This window comes from Olsenella profusa (assembly GCF_016900315.1).
Lineage (GTDB): Bacteria > Actinomycetota > Coriobacteriia > Coriobacteriales > Atopobiaceae > Thermophilibacter > Thermophilibacter profusus_A.
The window spans coordinates 204657-222634 of the sequence record NZ_JACSNQ010000002.1 but is presented as its reverse complement, the minus strand read 5'-3'; the positions used below and the strand labels follow the sequence as shown (position 1 = coordinate 222634).

Annotated in this window: 16 protein-coding genes and 2 pseudogenes; 10 read left to right on the top strand and 8 right to left on the bottom strand. The window is 68.4% G+C overall.

All coding sequences use genetic code 11. The features are described from left to right. Positions 1-153 precede the first annotated feature (153 nt). Entirely contained in the window at positions 154-573 is a 420-nt protein-coding gene (locus H9X80_RS02155) for a peptide deformylase (protein ID WP_204792713.1), read from the top strand. Between the two features lie 76 nt (positions 574-649). Here the strand turns inward: H9X80_RS02155 and nth are convergent, their stop codons facing one another. Beyond that, on the bottom strand, positions 650-1312 hold the full coding sequence (gene nth / locus H9X80_RS02150) for an endonuclease III (protein WP_204792712.1): 663 nt from the start codon (positions 1310-1312) through the stop codon (positions 650-652). 841 nt (positions 1313-2153) lie between these two features. On the opposite strand from nth, the gene H9X80_RS02145 reads away from it, so the two are divergent. Further along, positions 2154-3665, top strand: coding sequence for an aminotransferase class I/II-fold pyridoxal phosphate-dependent enzyme (locus tag H9X80_RS02145; protein WP_204792711.1), 1512 nt, complete (start codon positions 2154-2156; stop codon positions 3663-3665). 200 nt (positions 3666-3865) lie between these two features. On the opposite strand, the gene H9X80_RS02140 is transcribed toward H9X80_RS02145, so the two are convergent. Further along, complete coding sequence (locus H9X80_RS02140; protein ID WP_204792710.1) at positions 3866-5200, bottom strand: DNA repair protein; 1335 nt, start codon at positions 5198-5200, stop codon at positions 3866-3868. A gap of 169 nt (positions 5201-5369) precedes the next feature. On the opposite strand from H9X80_RS02140, the gene H9X80_RS02135 reads away from it, so the two are divergent. Together H9X80_RS02135 and thpR are read left to right on the top strand one after the other, a co-directional pair. Beyond that, positions 5370-6047 (top strand): hypothetical protein, encoded by a 678-nt coding sequence (locus H9X80_RS02135; protein WP_204792709.1) that lies wholly within the window; start codon positions 5370-5372, stop codon positions 6045-6047. 6 nt (positions 6048-6053) lie between these two features. Then, positions 6054-6581 (top strand): RNA 2',3'-cyclic phosphodiesterase, encoded by a 528-nt coding sequence (thpR, locus tag H9X80_RS02130; RefSeq protein ID WP_204792708.1) that lies wholly within the window; start codon positions 6054-6056, stop codon positions 6579-6581. A gap of 67 nt (positions 6582-6648) precedes the next feature. Here the strand turns inward: thpR and recQ are convergent, their stop codons facing one another. Further along, a complete protein-coding gene (gene recQ, locus H9X80_RS02125; protein ID WP_204792707.1) occupies positions 6649-8550 on the bottom strand; it encodes a DNA helicase RecQ in 1902 nt (633 codons plus the stop codon). Positions 8551-8765: 215 nt separating this feature from the next. Here recQ and H9X80_RS02120 point away from each other — a divergent pair, with 215 nt between their 5' ends. The 3 genes from H9X80_RS02120 to H9X80_RS02110 all read left to right on the top strand — a co-directional run bounded on the left by H9X80_RS02120 (position 8766) and on the right by H9X80_RS02110 (position 11348). Beyond that, positions 8766-9509 carry a sigma factor gene (locus H9X80_RS02120; RefSeq protein ID WP_204792706.1) on the top strand — a complete coding sequence of 248 codons (744 nt, stop codon included), beginning with the start codon at positions 8766-8768 and terminating at the stop codon, positions 9507-9509. Next, a complete protein-coding gene (locus H9X80_RS02115) occupies positions 9506-10330 on the top strand; it encodes an anti-sigma factor domain-containing protein (protein WP_204792705.1) in 825 nt (274 codons plus the stop codon). Before H9X80_RS02120 ends, H9X80_RS02115 begins: the two co-directional genes overlap by 4 nt. Positions 10331-10445: 115 nt before the next feature. Further along, a complete protein-coding gene (locus H9X80_RS02110; protein ID WP_204792704.1) occupies positions 10446-11348 on the top strand; it encodes a PepSY domain-containing protein in 903 nt (300 codons plus the stop codon). Between the two features lie 103 nt (positions 11349-11451). On the opposite strand, the gene H9X80_RS02105 is transcribed toward H9X80_RS02110, so the two are convergent. The 4 genes and pseudogenes from H9X80_RS02105 to H9X80_RS02095 form a co-directional block, all read right to left on the bottom strand. Continuing rightward, on the bottom strand, positions 11452-12198 hold the full coding sequence (locus tag H9X80_RS02105; RefSeq protein ID WP_204792703.1) for an energy-coupling factor transporter transmembrane component T family protein: 747 nt from the start codon (positions 12196-12198) through the stop codon (positions 11452-11454). After that, positions 12191-13006: pseudogene (locus H9X80_RS09415) on the bottom strand (energy-coupling factor ABC transporter ATP-binding protein); the annotation flags it as partial. The pseudogene H9X80_RS09415 and the gene H9X80_RS02105, both read right to left, overlap by 8 nt. A gap of 219 nt (positions 13007-13225) precedes the next feature. Further along, a pseudogene (locus tag H9X80_RS09410) lies at positions 13226-13945 on the bottom strand (energy-coupling factor ABC transporter ATP-binding protein); the annotation flags it as partial. 93 nt (positions 13946-14038) lie between these two features. Further along, positions 14039-14617, bottom strand: a complete 579-nt coding sequence (locus H9X80_RS02095) for a hypothetical protein (protein WP_204792701.1) — start codon at positions 14615-14617, stop codon at positions 14039-14041. Between the two features lie 497 nt (positions 14618-15114). Here H9X80_RS02095 and H9X80_RS02090 point away from each other — a divergent pair, with 497 nt between their 5' ends. Further along, positions 15115-15564, top strand: coding sequence for a MarR family transcriptional regulator (locus H9X80_RS02090; protein WP_204792700.1), 450 nt, complete (start codon positions 15115-15117; stop codon positions 15562-15564). Positions 15565-15653: 89 nt separating this feature from the next. Beyond that, entirely contained in the window at positions 15654-16496 is an 843-nt protein-coding gene (locus H9X80_RS02085) for a DegV family protein (protein ID WP_204792699.1), read from the top strand. A 77-nt stretch (positions 16497-16573) separates the two neighbouring features. On the opposite strand, the gene H9X80_RS02080 is transcribed toward H9X80_RS02085, so the two are convergent. Continuing rightward, positions 16574-17125: a TetR/AcrR family transcriptional regulator gene (locus tag H9X80_RS02080; RefSeq protein ID WP_204792698.1), complete on the bottom strand. Its 552-nt coding sequence runs from the start codon at positions 17123-17125 to the stop codon at positions 16574-16576. A 144-nt stretch (positions 17126-17269) separates the two neighbouring features. Between H9X80_RS02080 and H9X80_RS02075 the strand changes: the two genes are divergently transcribed. Further along, complete coding sequence (locus H9X80_RS02075) at positions 17270-17971, top strand: ABC transporter ATP-binding protein (protein ID WP_204792697.1); 702 nt, start codon at positions 17270-17272, stop codon at positions 17969-17971. Positions 17972-17978: the final 7 nt, after the last annotated feature.

The window sequence follows — 17978 nt, the reverse complement described above, 5'->3', positions numbered from 1 at the left end:
CGTCGTCTGCCATGTGCAGAGCCGCGCGGCAGCCGTTCGGGGCTGTGTGGCCACTTAGCTTGGCCCCCGACCCGAGCCCGCTGCGCCCGGCGACTCGTCCCGCTATAATTGCCTGAGCAAAACCGCCGAAGGACCAAGCCAAAGGGGAGTTTCATGATCAAGGACCTGGTGAAGGACGAGGCAATCCTCTCCACGCCGTGCGAGCCCGCCACCGCCGAGGACGCTGAGGTCGTCACCGACCTCGTGGACACGCTCGCCTCGATTGACGACGCCGTCTGCCTTGCCGCAAACCAGATTGGCGTGACCAAGGCCATCATTGCCTACCAGGATGACAACGACCAGATCCACGTCATGCTCAATCCCAAGATCCTGATGGGCCTGGGTGGCGCCAAGGTCATGGAGAACTGCCTCACGCACGAGGAGGACACACGCGTGACGCGCTTCGCCAAGATCAAGGTGTCCTTCGACGAGCTCGTGGACGGCCAGCTCAAGTCCCGTCGCCGCGACTACATGGGCTGGACGGCCCAGATGATCCAGCACATGGTCGACCACTGCAAGGGCAAGCTGATTTAGATTCAGCGCCCATTCATCAGGCGAGAAGAGCGGGCGGGTCGCGGCGCATCCAGACGCTGCGACCCGCCCGTCTGCGCTAGCCGCGATGCGCGCTCGGGCAGATGTCCTCGAGGACGCAGCCATCGCACTTGGGCCCCCGTGCCGTGCACGTGTCCCGGCCGTGCTTGATCCACTGGTGGTTGACCGGCCCCCAGAGCTCGCGTGGCAGGAGGCGCAGCAGGTCCTGCTCGGTCTTGAGCGGCTCCTTCTCGTGGGTCTTGGGCGAGAGGCCCAGCCGGTGCGCGATGCGGTTGACATGCGTGTCCACGGCGATGCCCTCGACGATGCCAAACCCCACGTTGAGCACAATGTTGGCAGTCTTGCGCCCCACGCCGGGAAGACTCGTGAGCTCCGCCATCGTGTGCGGCACCTCGCCGCCGAACTCGGAGACGATCATCTGCGCGCACTCGACGCAGTGACGCGCCTTGCTTTTGTAGAAGCCAAGGCTGTGGATGAGCTCGGCGACCTCCTCGGGCGTGGCCGCGGCCATGGCCTCAGGCGTGGGGAAGCGCGCAAAGAGTGCCGGCGTCACCTTGTTGACCTGCGCGTCGGTGGTCTGGGCGGAGAGCAGCACGGAGATCGTCAGCCGGAAGGGGTTCTCGTGGTCGAGGAAGCACTCGACCGGCCCGTACTTCTCGTCGAGGCGTCGGCACACCTCGACGGCGCGCTCCACCTTTGCCTGCTTGGTCTCTCTTGGCATGCGTCCCTCCTTGCGACGGGTCAATGATGGCACATCGGTGCGCCTCCTGCCGGGGACCGGCTCCGGCAGCCGTCGGCGCTGCGCCAGGGGTTCTCGGCTGTTTAATCGCTACAAGTGCAGCAAGAGAGTGCGGGCCAAGCTCGAGGTGCGCCGGCGTGGCGAGAAGTAGCCTCTGGGCTGGCAAGGGCTTCTGGGACGGGGCGTCGGTCGCGTGTGGCCGGCGCCCCGTTGCGGCGTTGCGACGCGAAGCTGTCCTTCTGCTTACGGATTGACGGGCGTTGCGTTGTTGCGGCCCGTTTCTGCTTACGAAGTGGGGGCTGCTGCGTTTCCGGGTTGCCCTTCCGCTTACGAAGTGGGGGTCGTTGCATCCTGCGGTGCCTCTCTGCTTACGAAACGAGGGCTGTTGCGCCTCCGGGGTGTCTTTCTGCTTACGAAATGGCGGCTGTCACGCCCCGCGCAGCGCACTTCACCTTCCGGAGTCGCAACGGCCCAGGTTTTCTAAGCCGCCCTCCCGTCCGGAGCTGCAACAACTCCTCTTTTCAAAGCGGGTGCGGCATCGAGCGCGCAACAGCCCGCGTTTTCAAAGCGCGAACGCCCCCTTGGTCCGAAACAGCCCTCAGTTTCTAAGCGGCAGGCGGCGACAGGTGGCGGCAGGCGGTGGCAGACAGCGTTAGGCAACGGCAGCCCCAGCAACGGCTCGGTGATGACCGGGTGAATTGCCCCACAGCCGACATTTTGCCGCGCAAGTTCAATTTTGGTTGTGATAGAGTGTGCAGCATTGAACTTACGAGGGCGAGAAGTTCAATTTCAACGGAAATTGAACTTTAGAAACGGGGACGAGATGGCAGCGGAGACCTTTGCCGAGCGGCTGCGCGCCGCGATGTCAGAGTGTGGCCTCAAGCAGGCCGACCTCATCCACGCCGCTGCCGAGCGTGGCTCCAAACTCGGAAAGAGCCAGGTCAGCCAGTACGTGAGTGGCAAAGTGGAGCCCCGCGCCAACGTGGTGCGCCTCCTGGCCCAGATCCTGGGCGTCTCGGAGGAGTGGCTCGCGCGGGGACGGGGAGAGCGAGCCGCCGCGCGGCCTGAGACCGCGACCCAGCCCGTCACGCCCGCAACCACTCAAGGGAGTTCAACCATGCGCGAGTTCAAGAAGTCCTCCAAGCTCGAGAACGTGCTCTATGACGTCCGTGGCCCCGTCGTGGACGAGGCCGCCCGGATGGAGGCCGAGGGCCAGCGCATCCTCAAGCTCAACATCGGAAACCCCGCCCCCTTCGGCTTCCGCGCGCCCGACGAGGTGGTCCACGACATGCGTCAGCAGCTCACGGAGTGCGAGGGCTACTCGGACTCGCGCGGGCTCTTCTCGGCGCGCAAGGCCATCATGCAGTACGCCCAGCTCAAGCACATTCCCAACGTGGACATGGACGGCATCTACACGGGCAACGGCGTCTCCGAGCTCATCCAGCTCTGCATGCAGGCGCTGCTGGACAACGGCGACGAGATTCTCATCCCCGCGCCCGACTACCCGCTCTGGACCGCGTGCGCCACGCTCGCCGGCGGCACGCCCGTCCACTACCTCTGCGACGAGCAGGCCGACTGGTTCCCCGACCTCCAGGACATGGAGTCCAAGGTGACGGACCGCACCAAGGCAATCGTCATCATCAACCCCAACAACCCCACCGGCGCCGTCTACCCGCGCGAGGTGCTCGAGGGCATCGTGGAGATCGCCCGTCGCCACCAGCTCATGATCTTCTCGGACGAGATCTACGACCGCCTCTGCATGGACGGCGAGAAGCACGTGTCCATCGCGAGCCTGGCCCCGGACCTGTTCTGCGTCACCTTCTCCGGCCTCTCGAAGTCCCACATGGTCGCCGGCTACCGCGTGGGCTGGATGGTCCTCTCCGGCAACAAGCGCTGCGCGCGCGACTTCATGTACGGCATCAACATGCTCTCCAACATGCGCCTGTGCTCCAACGTGCCGGCGCAGTCCATCGTGCAGACGGCGCTCGGCGGCTACCAGAGCGTGGAGCGCTACATCGAGCCGGGCGGGCGCGTCTACGAGCAGCGCAACTACGTCTACGAGGCGCTCAACGCCATCGACGGCATCACGGCGGTCAAGCCCAAGGCGGCGTTCTACATCTTCCCGAAGATCGACGTCAAGAAGTTCAACATCACCGACGACGAGCAGTTCGCCCTTGACCTGCTGCACGAGAAGCACATCCTCGTGACGCGCGGCGGCGGCTTCAACTGGCCGGAGCCTGACCACTTCCGCGTTGTGTACCTGCCCCGCATGGAGGTTCTCCGCGAGTGCATGACCGACCTCGCGGACTTCCTGTCCCACTACCGCCAGCGCTAGGGACGAGGGGGTCGGGCGGGCGGTCCGCGCCCTCGCGTGCCTGCCGCTCGGCGACGGTGCGGATGAGGTCGTAGTAGCCGGTCAGCGCCGCAAACGGCATAAACTGGGCCGCGCGGTCCGGGTGGCGCCTGCCGTCCGGGGCCCCGTGGCCCTCTCGTGCGCCGGCCCTTGCCCCTTTGGCCGGCCCCTGCGCCGTCGCGTCACTCATGGTGTCCTCCCACCTGCTCGTTCCTCTCTCTCCCCGTGGCCGCCGGCCGGTAGCTCAACCCCCTGACCAGCGAGTTCTTTCCAAAGCGACGCTTGACCGCCAGGGTCGCCCGCGCCAGGCTCCGCTCGCTTCCCTCGGCCCTCACGTCGGTGAACAGCGTCAGGTCGGCAAACTCAGCCGGCACGAGGGCGCCGAGGGCGATGTTGATACGCCGAACCGGGCGGTTGGGGTCCACCGTCTCCGAGAAGAGCTCGACGAGCCGGGCGGTGATGACGCTGCGCGAGTCCGTGGTCTCGGGGAGCTTGCGCGAGGCCCCGTCCCCGTCCCGCGCGCGGCCGACCATGCGCGTCCCGTGCTCGCCGACGAAGCGCTCCCCCACAGGCCCCTGGTCCTTCTCGCCCCAAGGGCGCCGTTCGTGTGCGTAGCCCACGAACAGGGAGACGTGGCCGCAGGCCAGCTGCTTGTCGACGAGGTCCAGCACGAGGGCGTCCGCCATCTCGCGCAGTATCACGAGCGCCTCCTCGAACTCGTAGTCGCGCGCGAGCACCTGCCCGCTGCCGATGGAGTGCGCGCGTGGCCGGTAGGCCTGGATCTCGGCGATGGTGCAGGGCTCGATTCCCCACGCGTGGTCGATGAGCAGCTCCGCGTTGATGCCGAACTCCTGATAGAGCCGCTCCTCTGGCAGGAGCGCCACCTCGCCCAGACACGTGGCGCCCATCGCCGCGAGCCTCCGCGCCACGCCCGGCCCGATGCCCCAGATGTCCGTGATGGGCTGGTGCGGCCAGATGACGCACTTGAAGCGCTCCTCGTCCAGCTCCCCGATGTTGTCCGCGGCGTGCTTGGCCGTGACGTCAAGCGCCACCTTGGCGAGGAAGAGGTTGGGCCCGATGCCGGCCGCGGCGCAGATGCCCGTCTCGCGCCGGACGAGCCCGATGAGCCCCACGGCCAGCTCGCGCGGCGTCCCCCCGTAGAGCGCCAGGTAGGGCCCGACGTCTATGAAGCACTCGTCCACCGAGTACACGTGGATGTCCTCTGGCGAGAAGTACCTCAGGTAGAGGGCGTAGATCTGCGCCGAGACCTCCATGTAGCGCCGCATGCGCGGCCGGGCCGCCTCGAAGTCTATGCCGTCCGGGATCTCAAAAAGGCGGCAGCGGTTGCGCACCCCGAGGGCCTTCATGGCAGGCGAGACGGCCAGGCAGATGGTCCGGGGCCCGCGCGAGGTGTCCGCCACGACGAGGCGCCGCTCGAAGGGGTCGTACCCGCGGTCCACGCACTCGACCGAGGCGTAGAAGCACTTGAGGTCTATGCAGAGGTAGGCATGTCCCACGGGTCCTCCTTACAAACACGTGTTCTTCTTGGCACCCATGATGCGCCTGCGGCCGGACACAAATCCGCCTCCTCCCGACAATCACAAATACAGCACATGTGTTCGTATTTTTGTGGTAGGATGGCAGCGAGGACGGGACCATGTATGTGCCTGGGAGACAGGAGGGAGCATGGCGAGCAGTACCTCAATGAGGTCGTCGCTTGACGGACGCGAGCGCACCCTGCGCCTCGGGCGCGTTTCGTCGGTGCTCGCGGCGGTTGCGGCGGCGCTCGCGCTGTTTGGCGGCGTGGGGCTCTGGGGCGTGTTTCTTCCCCTTCTGGGGATGCCGGACGCCGTGGGGAGGGTTGCCGACACCCTCCTGCAGGTCGCGGGCAACGTGCAGAGCGCCCTTCCCTTTGCCATCGAGCGGCTTGACCAGCTCGTTGAGTTTCTCAGACGCCTGAGCGAGGGGGACCTCGCCTGGCTCGTGGCGGCGGTCACCACCGTCCATGCGGTGGTGACGCTGGCGGCGCTCGTCTGTGCGGTCATCGCCTCCTGGCGTCGCATGGCTCCCCTCGCGCTGGCCTCGGGGGTGCTGTCGGCGCTTGACGTGGGGGCCGTGTGGTACGCGTGCTCCGTGGCAAACGTCGAGCTCTATCTGGCGCTCCGCTCGGTTGCCGAGGGAAATCCCTGGGCGGTCGGGCGCGGCGTGGCCGGGCTTCCGGCGGAGCTCGCCCCGAACCTCGGCATGCAGACGGCGCTCGTGCTGGCGGTTCTGGCGATTGCCCTGGCGGCCTGGGCGCTCGTCCGCGCGCGCCGCGCCGGCGCCGCAGATGCCGCCGACGCTGCCGGCACGGCGGATCGGTAGGTCGTCATGAGGGCCTTTATTGCGCTTGAGCTGCCCGAGGCGTTTGCGGACGAGATGGCCGCGCTCGTGCGGAGCCTCTCGGCGGTCTGCGAGGGACGCTTCGTCGCTCCCGGGAACCACCACGTCACGCTGGCGTTTCTCGGCGAGGTGGGGGAGGCGGAGACACGTCTGGCCATGGACGCGCTGGACGCGGCCTGCGCGGGGTCAGGTCCGGTGCGCCTTGCGGCGGAGGGCCTCGGCACCTTTGGGCGCGGGCGTGACGCCACGCTCTGGCTGGGCCTGCGGCGAACGGACGAGCTCGAGGCGCTTGCCGGGCGGCTGCGCGCTGAGCTCGCGTCCCGGGGAGTCGCCTATGACCAGAAGGACTTCCTGCCGCACGTGACGCTTGCGCGACGGGCTCGCCTGCCGCGCGCCGCGCTGGAGGGCCTCGCCTTCCCGCGGCCTGACGAGGCGGCGTGCGTCACCCTCTTCCGCAGCGATCTCAGGCCGGACGGCGCCCGCTACAAGCCGCTCTACACGGTCGAGCTGGGCTGACGGGCTGCTGGACGGGTACTTCTACCCGGTGCACCCCTCGGCGCGCCTCCCGCCCGGCGCATCCTGCCTAGGCGCCTGTGCCCGTGGCCTCGGCGATGCGCGCGAGGAAGAGCTCGCCGTAGCGCTCGGCCTTCTTGGCGCCCACGCCGGAGACGCCGAGCAGCTCCTCCACGGTGCGCGGCCGCTTGGCGCACATCTCCACGAGCGTGGCGTTGTTGAAGATGAAGTACGCCGGGACGCCCTGCTCGCGTGCCAGCTCGCCGCGCAGCTCGGCCAGCTCGTCGTAGAGCGCGCGGCCGAGCTCGTCGAGCTCGGAGACGTCCGTGACGGTCTGGCCCCTGGCCGGTGCCGCCGCACGCGCCGTCCGCGGCGTCCCGCGCGCCACCTTGAGCACGAGCGGCTCGTCCCAGGGTGCCTCCCGCCTGAGGAACGCGCCGGATGCCCCCGTGAGGGCAATCGTGGGGTAGTCCCCCGCCGTCCGCGCGAGCACGCCGCGAAACGCCAGCTCGTCAATCAGCGCCCGGATGCGCCGCGCGGGCACGTCGGCCATGATGCCGTAGGTGGAGAGCGTGTCAAAGCCACGCCGCAGGGTCTTCTCGCCGCGCGACCCGCGCAGCACGTCCACGATCGCAGCAGCACCCGCGCTCTGGTGGCGCTGGGCGATCCTTGCCACGCAGCTCACCACCTTGAGCGCGTCCACGGTGGCGTCCACCTCCTCGAAGTCCGTGAGGCAGTTGGAGCAGTTGCCGCAGTACGCGGGAGCCTCCTCGCCAAAGTAGCGCAGGATGAACGCACGCAGGCAGTCCGTGGTGGTGGCGTAGAAGACCATCTGGCGCAGGCGCTCGGCGTCGTGGGCGGCCAGCTCGTCGCGCTGCTCAGGCGTGAGGTCCTCGCGCGGCTCGGTGCGGGAGAGCAGGAACTCGGCGGTGTGGACGTCGCCGGGGGAGTAGAGCAGCAGGCAGTCGGCGCGGGTGCCGTCACGGCCGGCGCGGCCCGCCTCCTGGTAGTAGTTCTCAAGCGAGAGCGGCAGGTTGTAGTGGATCACGTAGCTCACGTTTGACTTGTCGATGCCCATGCCAAAGGCGTTGGTGGCCACCATCACGCGGCTGCGGTCGTAGAGGAAGTCGTCCTGGTTGCGGTGGCGCTCCTCGGCGGAGAGCCCGGCGTGGTAGCGCGTTGCGGCAAGCCCCTCGTCCCGCAGCAGGTCGCAGACCTCCTCAACGGCGCGCCGGCTCGAGCAGTAGACGATGCCCGAGCGGTCGGCGCGCTCGCGGCAGAAGCCCACGAGCATGCGGTCCTTCTCGGCGTGCCCGTTTGGCCGGGCCACGGCAAAGCTCAGGTTGGGTCGGTCGAAGCTGGCAAGGACCACAAACGGGTCGCGCAGGCCAAGCGAGGCGCGGATGTCCTCGCGCACCGCACGGGTGGCCGTGGCCGTGAGCGCCATGACGGGCGGACGGTTGGGCAGGGCGCCCAGGAAGTCGGTGATGTGCTGGTAGCTGGGGCGGAAGTCGTTGCCCCACTGGGAGATGCAGTGCGCCTCGTCCACGGCGAGCAGGGCCACGCCGCGCGTGGAGAGCACCTGGAGGAAGGCGGGGTCGTCGAGGCGCTCCGGCGCTACGTAGAGAAGGGAGAGCGCTCCGCTCGCGATGCCGCGCAGGACGCTTGCGCGCTCGGACGCGTCGAGGGTCGAGTTGAGGAAGCTCGCCGCCACGCCCGCCTGGCGCAGCGCCCCCACCTGGTCGGCCATGAGCGAGATGAGCGGGGAGACCACGAGCGTGAGCCCGGCGCCGCGCGCCGCCAGCACGAGTGCGGGAACCTGGTAGCAGATGGACTTCCCGGCCGAGGTGGGCATCACGGCCAGCACGTCGCGACCGGCGAGCGCGGCGTCCGCGATCTCGGCCTGGTGCGGCCGGAAGCTCTGGTAGCCAAAGGTGTCTCGCAGGACGTCCAGTGGTGTGGGATCGGTCATCGCGCTCCTCTGCCGTGCCGTGTGCCTTGGTCCCATTATGCGCCGTCCCCACGTGCGGCACGCCTTCGGGAGCTTTGCCCATGCCGCTCGCCGTACCTTACCCAACGCTTACACGTGCCGTCGAGGTCGTCCGTAACCTGAAAAAGTTCTGGTGACCCACGCCGCTACCCCGGTCTTGGAACAGGCCGTTCGCATCCTATCGCCGAGGGGGGACGATGAGACGGGACAGGGACCTGACTGCCCGCGTGAGAAGGGCTAAGGGGGACGCGCGTGCCGCGGACGAGCTGGTGCGCGACTACCTCCCCTTCGTCAAGGCGGAGACTGCCCGCTTCATGGGAAGGCCCCCGCAGGAGGGACGCGACGACGAGCTGGGGATCGCCATGTTTGCCTTTCACGAGGCGGTGCTGTCATATGAGCAGGCGCGCGGTGCCTTCCTGCCCCTCGCGGCCACGACCATCCGCAACCGGCTGATCGACTACCGGCGCCGCGAGCGTCGTCATGCCGCGGTGGCCTCGCTTGACGAGCGGGCGCCCGGGGACTGCGACGAGGAGGGACGGCCGCTCGTGGAGCGCCTGACGTCAGGTCGCGACGAGGTGGCCGAGCGCGAGCACCGGCGCGCGAGCAGGCGCGAGATCGCGGAGTTTGTCGCGCGCCTGGAGGAGCTCGGCCTCACTCTCGCCGAGGTGGCCGAGAACGGCCCGCGCCAGCGCAGGACGCTCGAGGCCTGTCAGGCCGCGCTCTCCTTTGCCCGGGAGCGCCCCGAGCTGCTCGAGGGGCTCGCCCGGACCGGCAGGCTGCCAATCGGAGAGCTCGCGCGCGGGGCGGGCGTGGAGCGCAAGACCCTCGAGCGACACCGCCGCTACCTTGTCGCGCTCCTTTTGGCCTACACAAACGGCTACGAGATCATCCGTGGGCACCTCTGTAGGGTCGCTGGTGCGTCGGGGGGTGGTGCCAGGTGAGCTACCTCATCATGGAGTGCGAGAGGAGCTATGCCGTCGTGCTTGACGAGGAGGGGCGCTTCCTCAAGGTGCCCAACCTCGGCTACGAGGTCGGTCAGACGGTCGAGGACGTGGTGGTCTTCGATGAGGGCGAAGTCCTCCCCTTCGCGGGCGAGACGGCGAGAAGGACGAGGGGCCGCCTCGTTGCCGCCCTTGCCGCCGCGGCGTGCCTGTGCGTGCTGGTCGTGGGCGGGGCAGTCGTGTGGGGGGCGCCGGTCGGAACGGTGCGCCTGCGCATCAATCCCGAGGTGAGCATGGAGGTTAACCGCCTCGACCGCGTGGTCTCCCTTACGGGGGAAAACGATGACGGCGTCGGGCTGGTCGAGGGGCTCGCCTTCTACGGTCGTACGGTCGACGAGGTCGCGGACGACCTCGCCGTGCGCGCGGGAGACGAGGGGTACCTCCTCGAGGGCGGCACGATCGAGGTGAGCGTTGAGTCGGACGACGAGGGCTGGAAGACGGCCACGGAGGACCGCCTGGTGGTCGAGCTCGAGGTGAGCCTCGACTATGCCGTAACCGTGACGGTTCCCGTTGCGCACGTGGAGCCTACGGGAGATGCTTCCGGGGACTCCACGTCCCCTGCGCCCCCTGCGGCGGACGACGTACCCGAGGCCCCGGTGTCAGTCGCCCCTCCTGGGGCTGGCGCGACCGAGACGCCTACGGTGGCACCAGTTGTCGAGGCGCCGCCCGCTCCCCCCGCGCCGGACGACGACGATGACGACGACGGTGGCGGTGACGACGACGATGACGACGCGGGCGCAGATGACGACTCGGATGACTAGCCACCCCCCCCGCGTTCTTCTCGCCCAGAAAAAATGCCCGGCGACCCCGGTTTTGGCGACAGGGGCACGCAACCTCTCACTGCACGGCAAGAAAGGACCCAAGAAGGAGGACACCATGAAGACCACGAGCCTGAGGAACATCCTGACGAGCGCGGCCGTCGGAGCGGCCCTGATTACGACGCTGGGCGCCTGTGGCACCGCCCCGGCCCAGTCCGACCAGGCGGGCGTCTCCGCGGACGAGGGCGCCACGGCCAGGCCGGCCGGCACCCTGCTTCTGAGCGTCAACCCCGAGATCGAGGTTGACTACGACGACAGGGGCCTCGTCACCGAGGTCGAGGGGGCAAACGACGAGGGGCGCGCCGTCGTGAGCGGATATGCGGGCTACGAGGGGCGCGAGTGTCGAGAGGTGGTGTCCGACCTCGTGGGGAGGATCTATGAGGCGGGCCACTTCGAGCAGACCGTCGACGGTCATGACCGTAACGTCGTCGTGAAGCTAGAGCAGGGATCCGACTATCCCGGTGACGACTTCCTCCGCGGCATCGAGGACGGCGTCCGTGCGCGCGTGGGGACCTTCGACCTCGCCTCTGATGCGCTCGCCGTTGCGCCCGAACAGCTTGACGAGCGAGGCTACATTGGCATCGACGCGGCGAAGGACATCGTTCTTGCACAGCTGGGCCTCACGGAGGCCACCTTCAACGACCACGAGTACGAGCTTGACGACGGCGTCTACGAAATGGAGTTCGTGTCGGGAGGCGTTGAGTACGAGTACGAGGTCGACGCGCGAACGGGCAAGGTTCTTGAGGCCGACCTTGAGGGCAACGACGACTGGGACGGTCGTGACGACTGGGATGACTGGCGTGATGACCGTTACGATCGTGACGACGCCGACGACCGCTACGACGACGCCGACGACCGCTACGACGACGTGGACGACCACGACGACGCCGACGACCACGATGACCGCGACGACGACCACGACGACCGCTATGACGACGCCGACGACCGCTACGACGACTAGCTGACCCCGCCCTCATCGCCCGAAGGCGCAGGACGGACCGCCGGCCGCCCTGCGCCGGCCGGCCCCTCCGGGCCCCGTGGCAGATCCCTGCCGCGGGGCCTGCCTACAGCGCCACCCCCAGCGCCACGAGCGCCACGCAGCACGCGAGCACCGCCACGTCGCGCGCGACGATCGGGTAGCGTTTGTAGCTGCTCTCCCTCGTACGCAGGTAGAAGCCGCGCTGCTCGGCGGCAAGCGCGGTGGCGTCCGTCCTCCCCACCGAGCTCACCAGCAGCGGCACGCACAGGGGCAGCATGAGCTGCAGCTTGCGGAAGGGGTTCTTGGTGTCGTACTCCACGCCGCGGGCCGTCTGGGCCTCCATGATCGCGGTCATCTCCTGGCTGAACACCGGGACGAAGCGCAGGGCCGTCGTGAAGGTGAAGGCGTAGCGGTACGGCACGTGGAGCACCTCGACGCAGGCGTTGGCGAGGTCGTTCAGCTTGGTCACGGAGAGCACGAGGATGAGCGGCATCGCCACGCCCAAAAGGCGCAGGCACGCCCGGGATGCGCTCGCCACGCCGCCCGTGGTGAACCACGCAAAGACGGTCGCCCCCTCGCGGGAGAACGCCGTCTGCAGCAGAAACATCACCACGGCGAGCGGCACGAGCAGCTTGAGGAGCGACCCCAGCCGCCTGATGGCCCCGGTGTAGACGCCCAGCGCCAGCGTGAGCGCGATGAGCCCCACGAGCACGGGATAGGTGTCGGCGAGGAAGGTCGCCACGATGATGGCCGCGGCAACCGCGAGCTTGGTCACGGGGTTCAGCCGGTGAAGCAGGGTGTCCCCGGGGACGTAGTCGATCACGCTAACCATGCCTCACCATCTCCTCAACAAGGTCGACGATGCCGGAGACCTGGTCGATCCCGGCGAAGGCGGGGGAAACGTCGCGCGCGAGGGCCTGCGAGAGCTGGACGACCTGCGGGGCCTCCACGCTCGCGCGCGCCATGAGCTCGGGGTTTGAGAAGACCTCGGCGGCCGGCCCGTCCGCGAGCGCGCGTCCGTCGGCCATCACCACGACGCGCTGCGCGAAGTCCGAAACCACCTCCATGTCGTGACAGACCATCACGACGGCGCAGCCCTTCTCGGCCATCTCGCGCACCGTCTCCATGACCGTCATGCACTCGCGGTAGTCGAGCCCGCTCGTGGGCTCGTCGAGAAGGACCACCTCGGGCTCCATCACCACCACGGAGGCGAGCGCCACCATCTGCCGCTGCCCGCGGGACAGCGAGAAGGGCGACTCGGCCGCCGGCAGGCCAAAGCGCTCGATGACCGTCTGCGCGCGGCGGCGCGCCTCGTCGGGCGCGGTGCCCGTGAGCTCGGGGCCAAAGGCGACCTCGTCGAGGACGGTGTCCTTGCAGAGCTGGTGGTCGGGGTTCTGGAAGAGCGTCGCCACGTGCGCGGCAACGCGGCTCACGGGGACCTCGCGCGTGTCGAGGCCGCCCACGTGCACGGAGCCGAAGGCGGGCTTGAGCAGGCCGTTCAGGAGCTTGGTGAGCGTGGTCTTGCCCGCGCCGTTCTGCCCGACCACCCCCACGAGCTCGCCGGGGCGCACCTCGAGGCTGAGGTCGCGCACGCCGTCGCCGCTGCCGGGGTAGCTAAAGCTCACGTTCTCGAAGCGCACCACGGGCTCGGACGCGGCCGTCGCGGCCGGCGCGGGCGCGACGGCGGGGGAGGACGCGCCCTGGCATGAGGCGAGGTGCGGGCGCACGAGCCCCGCGACGAGCTCGTCTGCCTCGGCCACGCTCAGGCAGGGCCGCGTCCCGGGCCTGGTCACGCCGTGCTGGGCGAGGCTGTTTGCCACGCGCGCCACGCGCGGGCTGTCCACGCCCATGCGGCGCAGCTCCTCGCCGTGGGAGAAGACCTCGTGCGGGGTCCCCTCAAGGGCGAGCCTTCCCGACTCCAGGACCACGACGCGGCTGCAGAACTCGGAGAGCAGGGCCACCTTCTGCTCGATCACCACCACGGTGATGCCCTCGTCCTCGTTGAGGCGGCGCAGCGTCTCAAAGACGACCTTCGAGGACGCGGGGTCAAGCGCGGCGGTGGGCTCGTCGAGCACGAGCACGCGCGGCGAGAGCGCCAGGATCGCGGCGATGGCCACCTTCTGCTTCTGGCCGCCGGACAGCGTCGCTATCTCGCGGTCGCGCAGCTCGGAGATCCCCACGGTCTCAAGCGCGCCCGCGAGGCGCCCCTCGATCTTGTCGTGCGGCACGCCGAAGTTCTCAAGGCCAAAGAGCAGCTCGTCCTCCACCACGGAGGCCACCATCTGGGCGTCTATGTCCTGGGCGACGCTGCCCACGGTGCGCGCGATGTCGGTGAGGGTGACGTCGCAGGTGTCCTGCCCGTCCACGTACGTGGCCCCGAAGAGCTGGCCGCGGTAGTGATGGGGTATGGCGCCGGACAGGACGGCGGCGAGCGTGGACTTGCCGGCGCCCGAGGGGCCGGTGACGCCCACGAAGTCCCCCTCCTGGATGGAGAGGGAGACGTGGTCGAGGGCGGGCGTGTCCTCCCCGCCGTAGAGGAAGGAGACGTCGTCGAGGCGTATGACGGGGGCAGTGCTCATGGGGGCCTTTCCTGGGTCTGGGTCGGGGCGGGCCGGCGGGTGCCGACACCGAAAAAGGGGCGCCGCCCGCAGGCGACGCCCCGTTCGAAGGCGCTAGTCCTCGAGCTTGAGCGCCTTGCGGATGGGGAGGTAGAGGGCGCTCACGAGGATGGCGTTGAAGACGCCCGTGGCAACGACCACGGGGAGCATGACGGCGGTGAGGTTCTGGGCGAAGCCCATCGTGGCCATCTTGATGACCATGAAGATGACGCCGGAGACCACCGTGGTGGCGAAGGAGCCCACGGCCGGGACGAAGGCGCGCGCCTTGCCGTGCATGCCCGCCGCGACGATGCCGGCCATGAGCATGGCGGCGATGCCCTCGGCCGCGAAGTCGATGAACGGGGACTTCGTGGTGAGCTGGATGACGGCCGCGGAGATGAGGCCGATGACGAGCGCCTGCCCGACGTTCGGGCGCACGATGAGGATCATGAGGCAGAAGGCGGAGATGATGAACTCGGGCTGGATGACGCCGCCGGTCATGGTGGAGACGGCGTTGCCCACGGTGAAGTTGAGGATGAAGCCGGCGGCAAGCAGCACGGCGAGAAGAACCAGGGACTGGACGTCGAGCTTGCCCCGGTCGACGGTGGCGACGGTGCGGGCGGTGGTACGGGCGGCGGTGGTGTTCTCAGACATGGTGGGTTCCTTTCGGTGAGGCTCTGGCGAGACGTTTTATTTCGTGAAGGCGTGCGGTGCTTCGGTCGGCGCAATGAAAAAGGCCCCCGGTCTTCCGGGAGCCCTTATGCGCAAGAGATATGGCGCGTGAGACTCACCATCGACCGAGCGAGGAGAAGTTGCGCCACCACCAGTTCATGGACGTGCGTACGTTGCGGACGACGGTCTGGGTCATGACGTGCGCTCCTCTCTGCGGTCAGCCGCAAGGCGGCAGCTGGTGTTGGGGACAAGATACGCGTCCGGGACGGCACGCGCAAGCAAGTTTTTCTCGCCGAAACAATTGCGTCCGGCCGGCGGCGTGGCGGAGCGCGGTGGGCGGTGCGCCAGGGCGCGGCGGACGGCTCGGGGGCGAGCCGCGGCTTGTGCTTATCACGTGATGGCGGGGCCGCGCGTTGCGCCGACCCCGTCGCGTTGACCCTATAATGTTAACAAGTCAACAACTGGCGAAAGGGGCCGGTGTGCAGGAGGACACGCGCTTCGAGGACTTCGTGGGACTCATCGAGGCCCTTCACAAGGAGATTCAGCGCATCAAGGCCGCGGAGGCGATGCGCCTTGGCTTCAAGGGCGCCGACGTCATGTGCCTCTACTACCTCACCAAGAACCCCGAGGGCCTCACGGGCTCCGAGCTCGCGCGGCTCGTGGACGTGAGCCGCGCGGCCATGTCGCGCACCATCGCCCGCCTTGAGGCGGACGGCCTCGTGGAGGCCGCGGCCGGCGACGAGGAGACCAGATACCGAGTTCCCGTGCGCCTCACCGAGAAGGGCGTCGAGGTGGTCCGACCGATCAGGGGAATCGTTCAAGATGTGCTTGACGAGATGGGCCGGGTGCTCGACGGCCGGCAGCGTGTGCAGATGTACGAGTCGCTCAACGCGATCCTCAAGCGCCTAAGGGGCCTCGCGCGCGACTAGCGCCGCCGCGGGCGTCCCGGCACGCCCGTCCCGGCACGTCCGTCCCAGCAGCACGTTCTTCTCGCCTTGGCAGAAAGGAAGCATCAGCTATGGCAGTCCGCATCATCACCGACTCGGGCATCGACCTCCCCGGCGAGCTCGATCCGCGCCTCACCGTCGTCCCGCTGGCCATCACCTTTGGCTCCACCACCTACGAGGACGGGGTGGACCTCACCAACGACCGCTTCTACGAGCTGCTCGTTGAGAGCGACGAGCTCCCCAAGACGAGCCAGGCCACGCCCTACGAGTACGCGCAGGTCTTTGACGAGGTGCGCGCCGCCGGCGACGAGGCCGTGGTGGTCACGCTCTCCTCCGCGCTCTCCGGCACCTACCAGAGCGCCGTGACCGCGGCCGCCGACTACGAGGGCGTCCACGTGGTGGACAGCCTCAACGTGACCATCGGCCAGGGCATCCTCGTGCAGTACGCGCTGCGCCTGGCGGACGAGGGGCTGGGCGCCGCGCAGATCGCCGAGCGGGTCGAGGCCGCGCGCGACCGTGTCTGCCTCGTGGCGCTGCTCGACACCCTGGAGTACCTCAAGCGCGGCGGGCGCATCCCCAAGTCCGTGGGCACCATCGGCGAGCTGCTCAACATCAAGCCCGTGGTGGGCGTGCGCGACGGCGAGGTCGTGATGCTGGGCAAGGCGCGCGGCTCCAAGAACGGCCGCAACCTGCTGCACCAGGCGGTCGAGAAGAACGGGATCGACTTTGGCATGCCGATCCTGCTGGGCTACTCGGGCCTCTCCGACAAGCTGCTGCGCAAGTACCTCGAGGACAACCGCTCCATCTGGGAGGGCAAGGTCTCCGAGGACCGGCTGCCCATCACCTCGGTGGGCGCCACGGTGGGCACGCACGTGGGGCCCAACGCCATCGCGCTCGCCTTCTTCCGCAAGTAGCGGGCGGGCCCGGCGGTACGAGACACGCGGGGGCGGAGGCCTTGTCGGGCCTTCGCCCCCTCTTTGTGGCGGCGCCCTCAGACGCGGAGGACCTCGCCCACGATGAGGCTGATGAGCTGGTCGATCGACATCGGCTCGTCCTCCGAGAGCCAGGTGCTCACGGCCGCCACGATCCCGGAGAGGTAGAACTCCAGCAGGATGTGGCGCTCCGCCTCCGTGAGGCCCTCGGCCGGCAGCACGAAGCGCTCCAGCAGCGGGGCCACCACCTCCTTGAACCGGCGCGAGAACGTGGGGTCGCCCTGCTCGCCTATGAGCACGGCGAAGTAGCCGCGGTAGCGCTGCGCGAGCTGCAGGATGATGCCCATGTGCTGGGTGAAGTCGAGCTTCTCGCCGCGCATGAGGCGGTCGTTCACCAGAAGCGAGAGCCCGTTGAGCAGCTCGGACTCAATCTCCTCCAGGACCTCGTAGACGTCGTGGTAGTAGAGGTAGAAGGTCGCGCGGTTGTAGCCGGCGCGGTCCGTGATCTCGCGCACGGAGATCTTCTCGATGGGCCGCGCCGCGTAGAGCTCCCAGAAGGCCGCGCGGAGGTTGGCGCGCGTCTGCTCGGTGACCTGTGGCTGCTTCTTCATGGCTGCTCCTCAGATTTATGTACGTGGCAAGGAGCGCTCGACACTTCGCCCGCGCGTGTCGAGTCGTTCATGACGCGTTGACGTGACCTCAGTATACTTCCGGTTAGAGACTAGACAACACGTTGTCGAGTAATCGGAGTCGTGATGGCCTACATCGAGTTCACGGACGTCGTGCGCACCTACGGCGCGGGCTCTACCAAGATCAACGCCCTGGACGGAGCCAGCTTCGAGGTCGAGAAGGGCGAGCTCGCCGTCATCCTGGGCGCGTCAGGCGCGGGCAAGACCACGGCGCTCAACATCCTGGGCGGGATGGACAGCGCCACCTCGGGCTCCGTCATCGTCGACGGGCGTGACATCTCCCACGCCGGCGAGAACGACCTCGTGCTGTACCGCCGCGCCGACGTGGGCTTTGTCTTCCAGTTCTACAACCTTGTGCCCAACCTCACGGCGCTCGAGAACGTGGAGCTGGCCACCCAGATCTGCCCGGACTCGCTCGACCCGGCCGACACGCTGGCCAAGGTGGGCCTCGCCGAGCGCCTCGACAACTTCCCCGCGCAGCTCTCCGGCGGCGAGCAGCAGCGTGTCTCCATCGCGCGTGCCCTGGCCAAGAACCCCAAGCTCCTGCTCTGCGACGAGCCCACCGGTGCGCTGGACTACCAGACGGGCAAGCAGATCCTCCAGCTCCTGCAGGACATGTGCCGGACCGAGCAGATCACCGTGGTCATCGTGACGCACAACGCGGCGCTCGCCGACATGGCCGACCGCCTCATCCGCTTCAAGAGCGGAAAGGTCACGGACATGACCATCAACCCCGCGCCCAAGCCGATCGCCGAGATCGAGTGGTAGGAGCCTC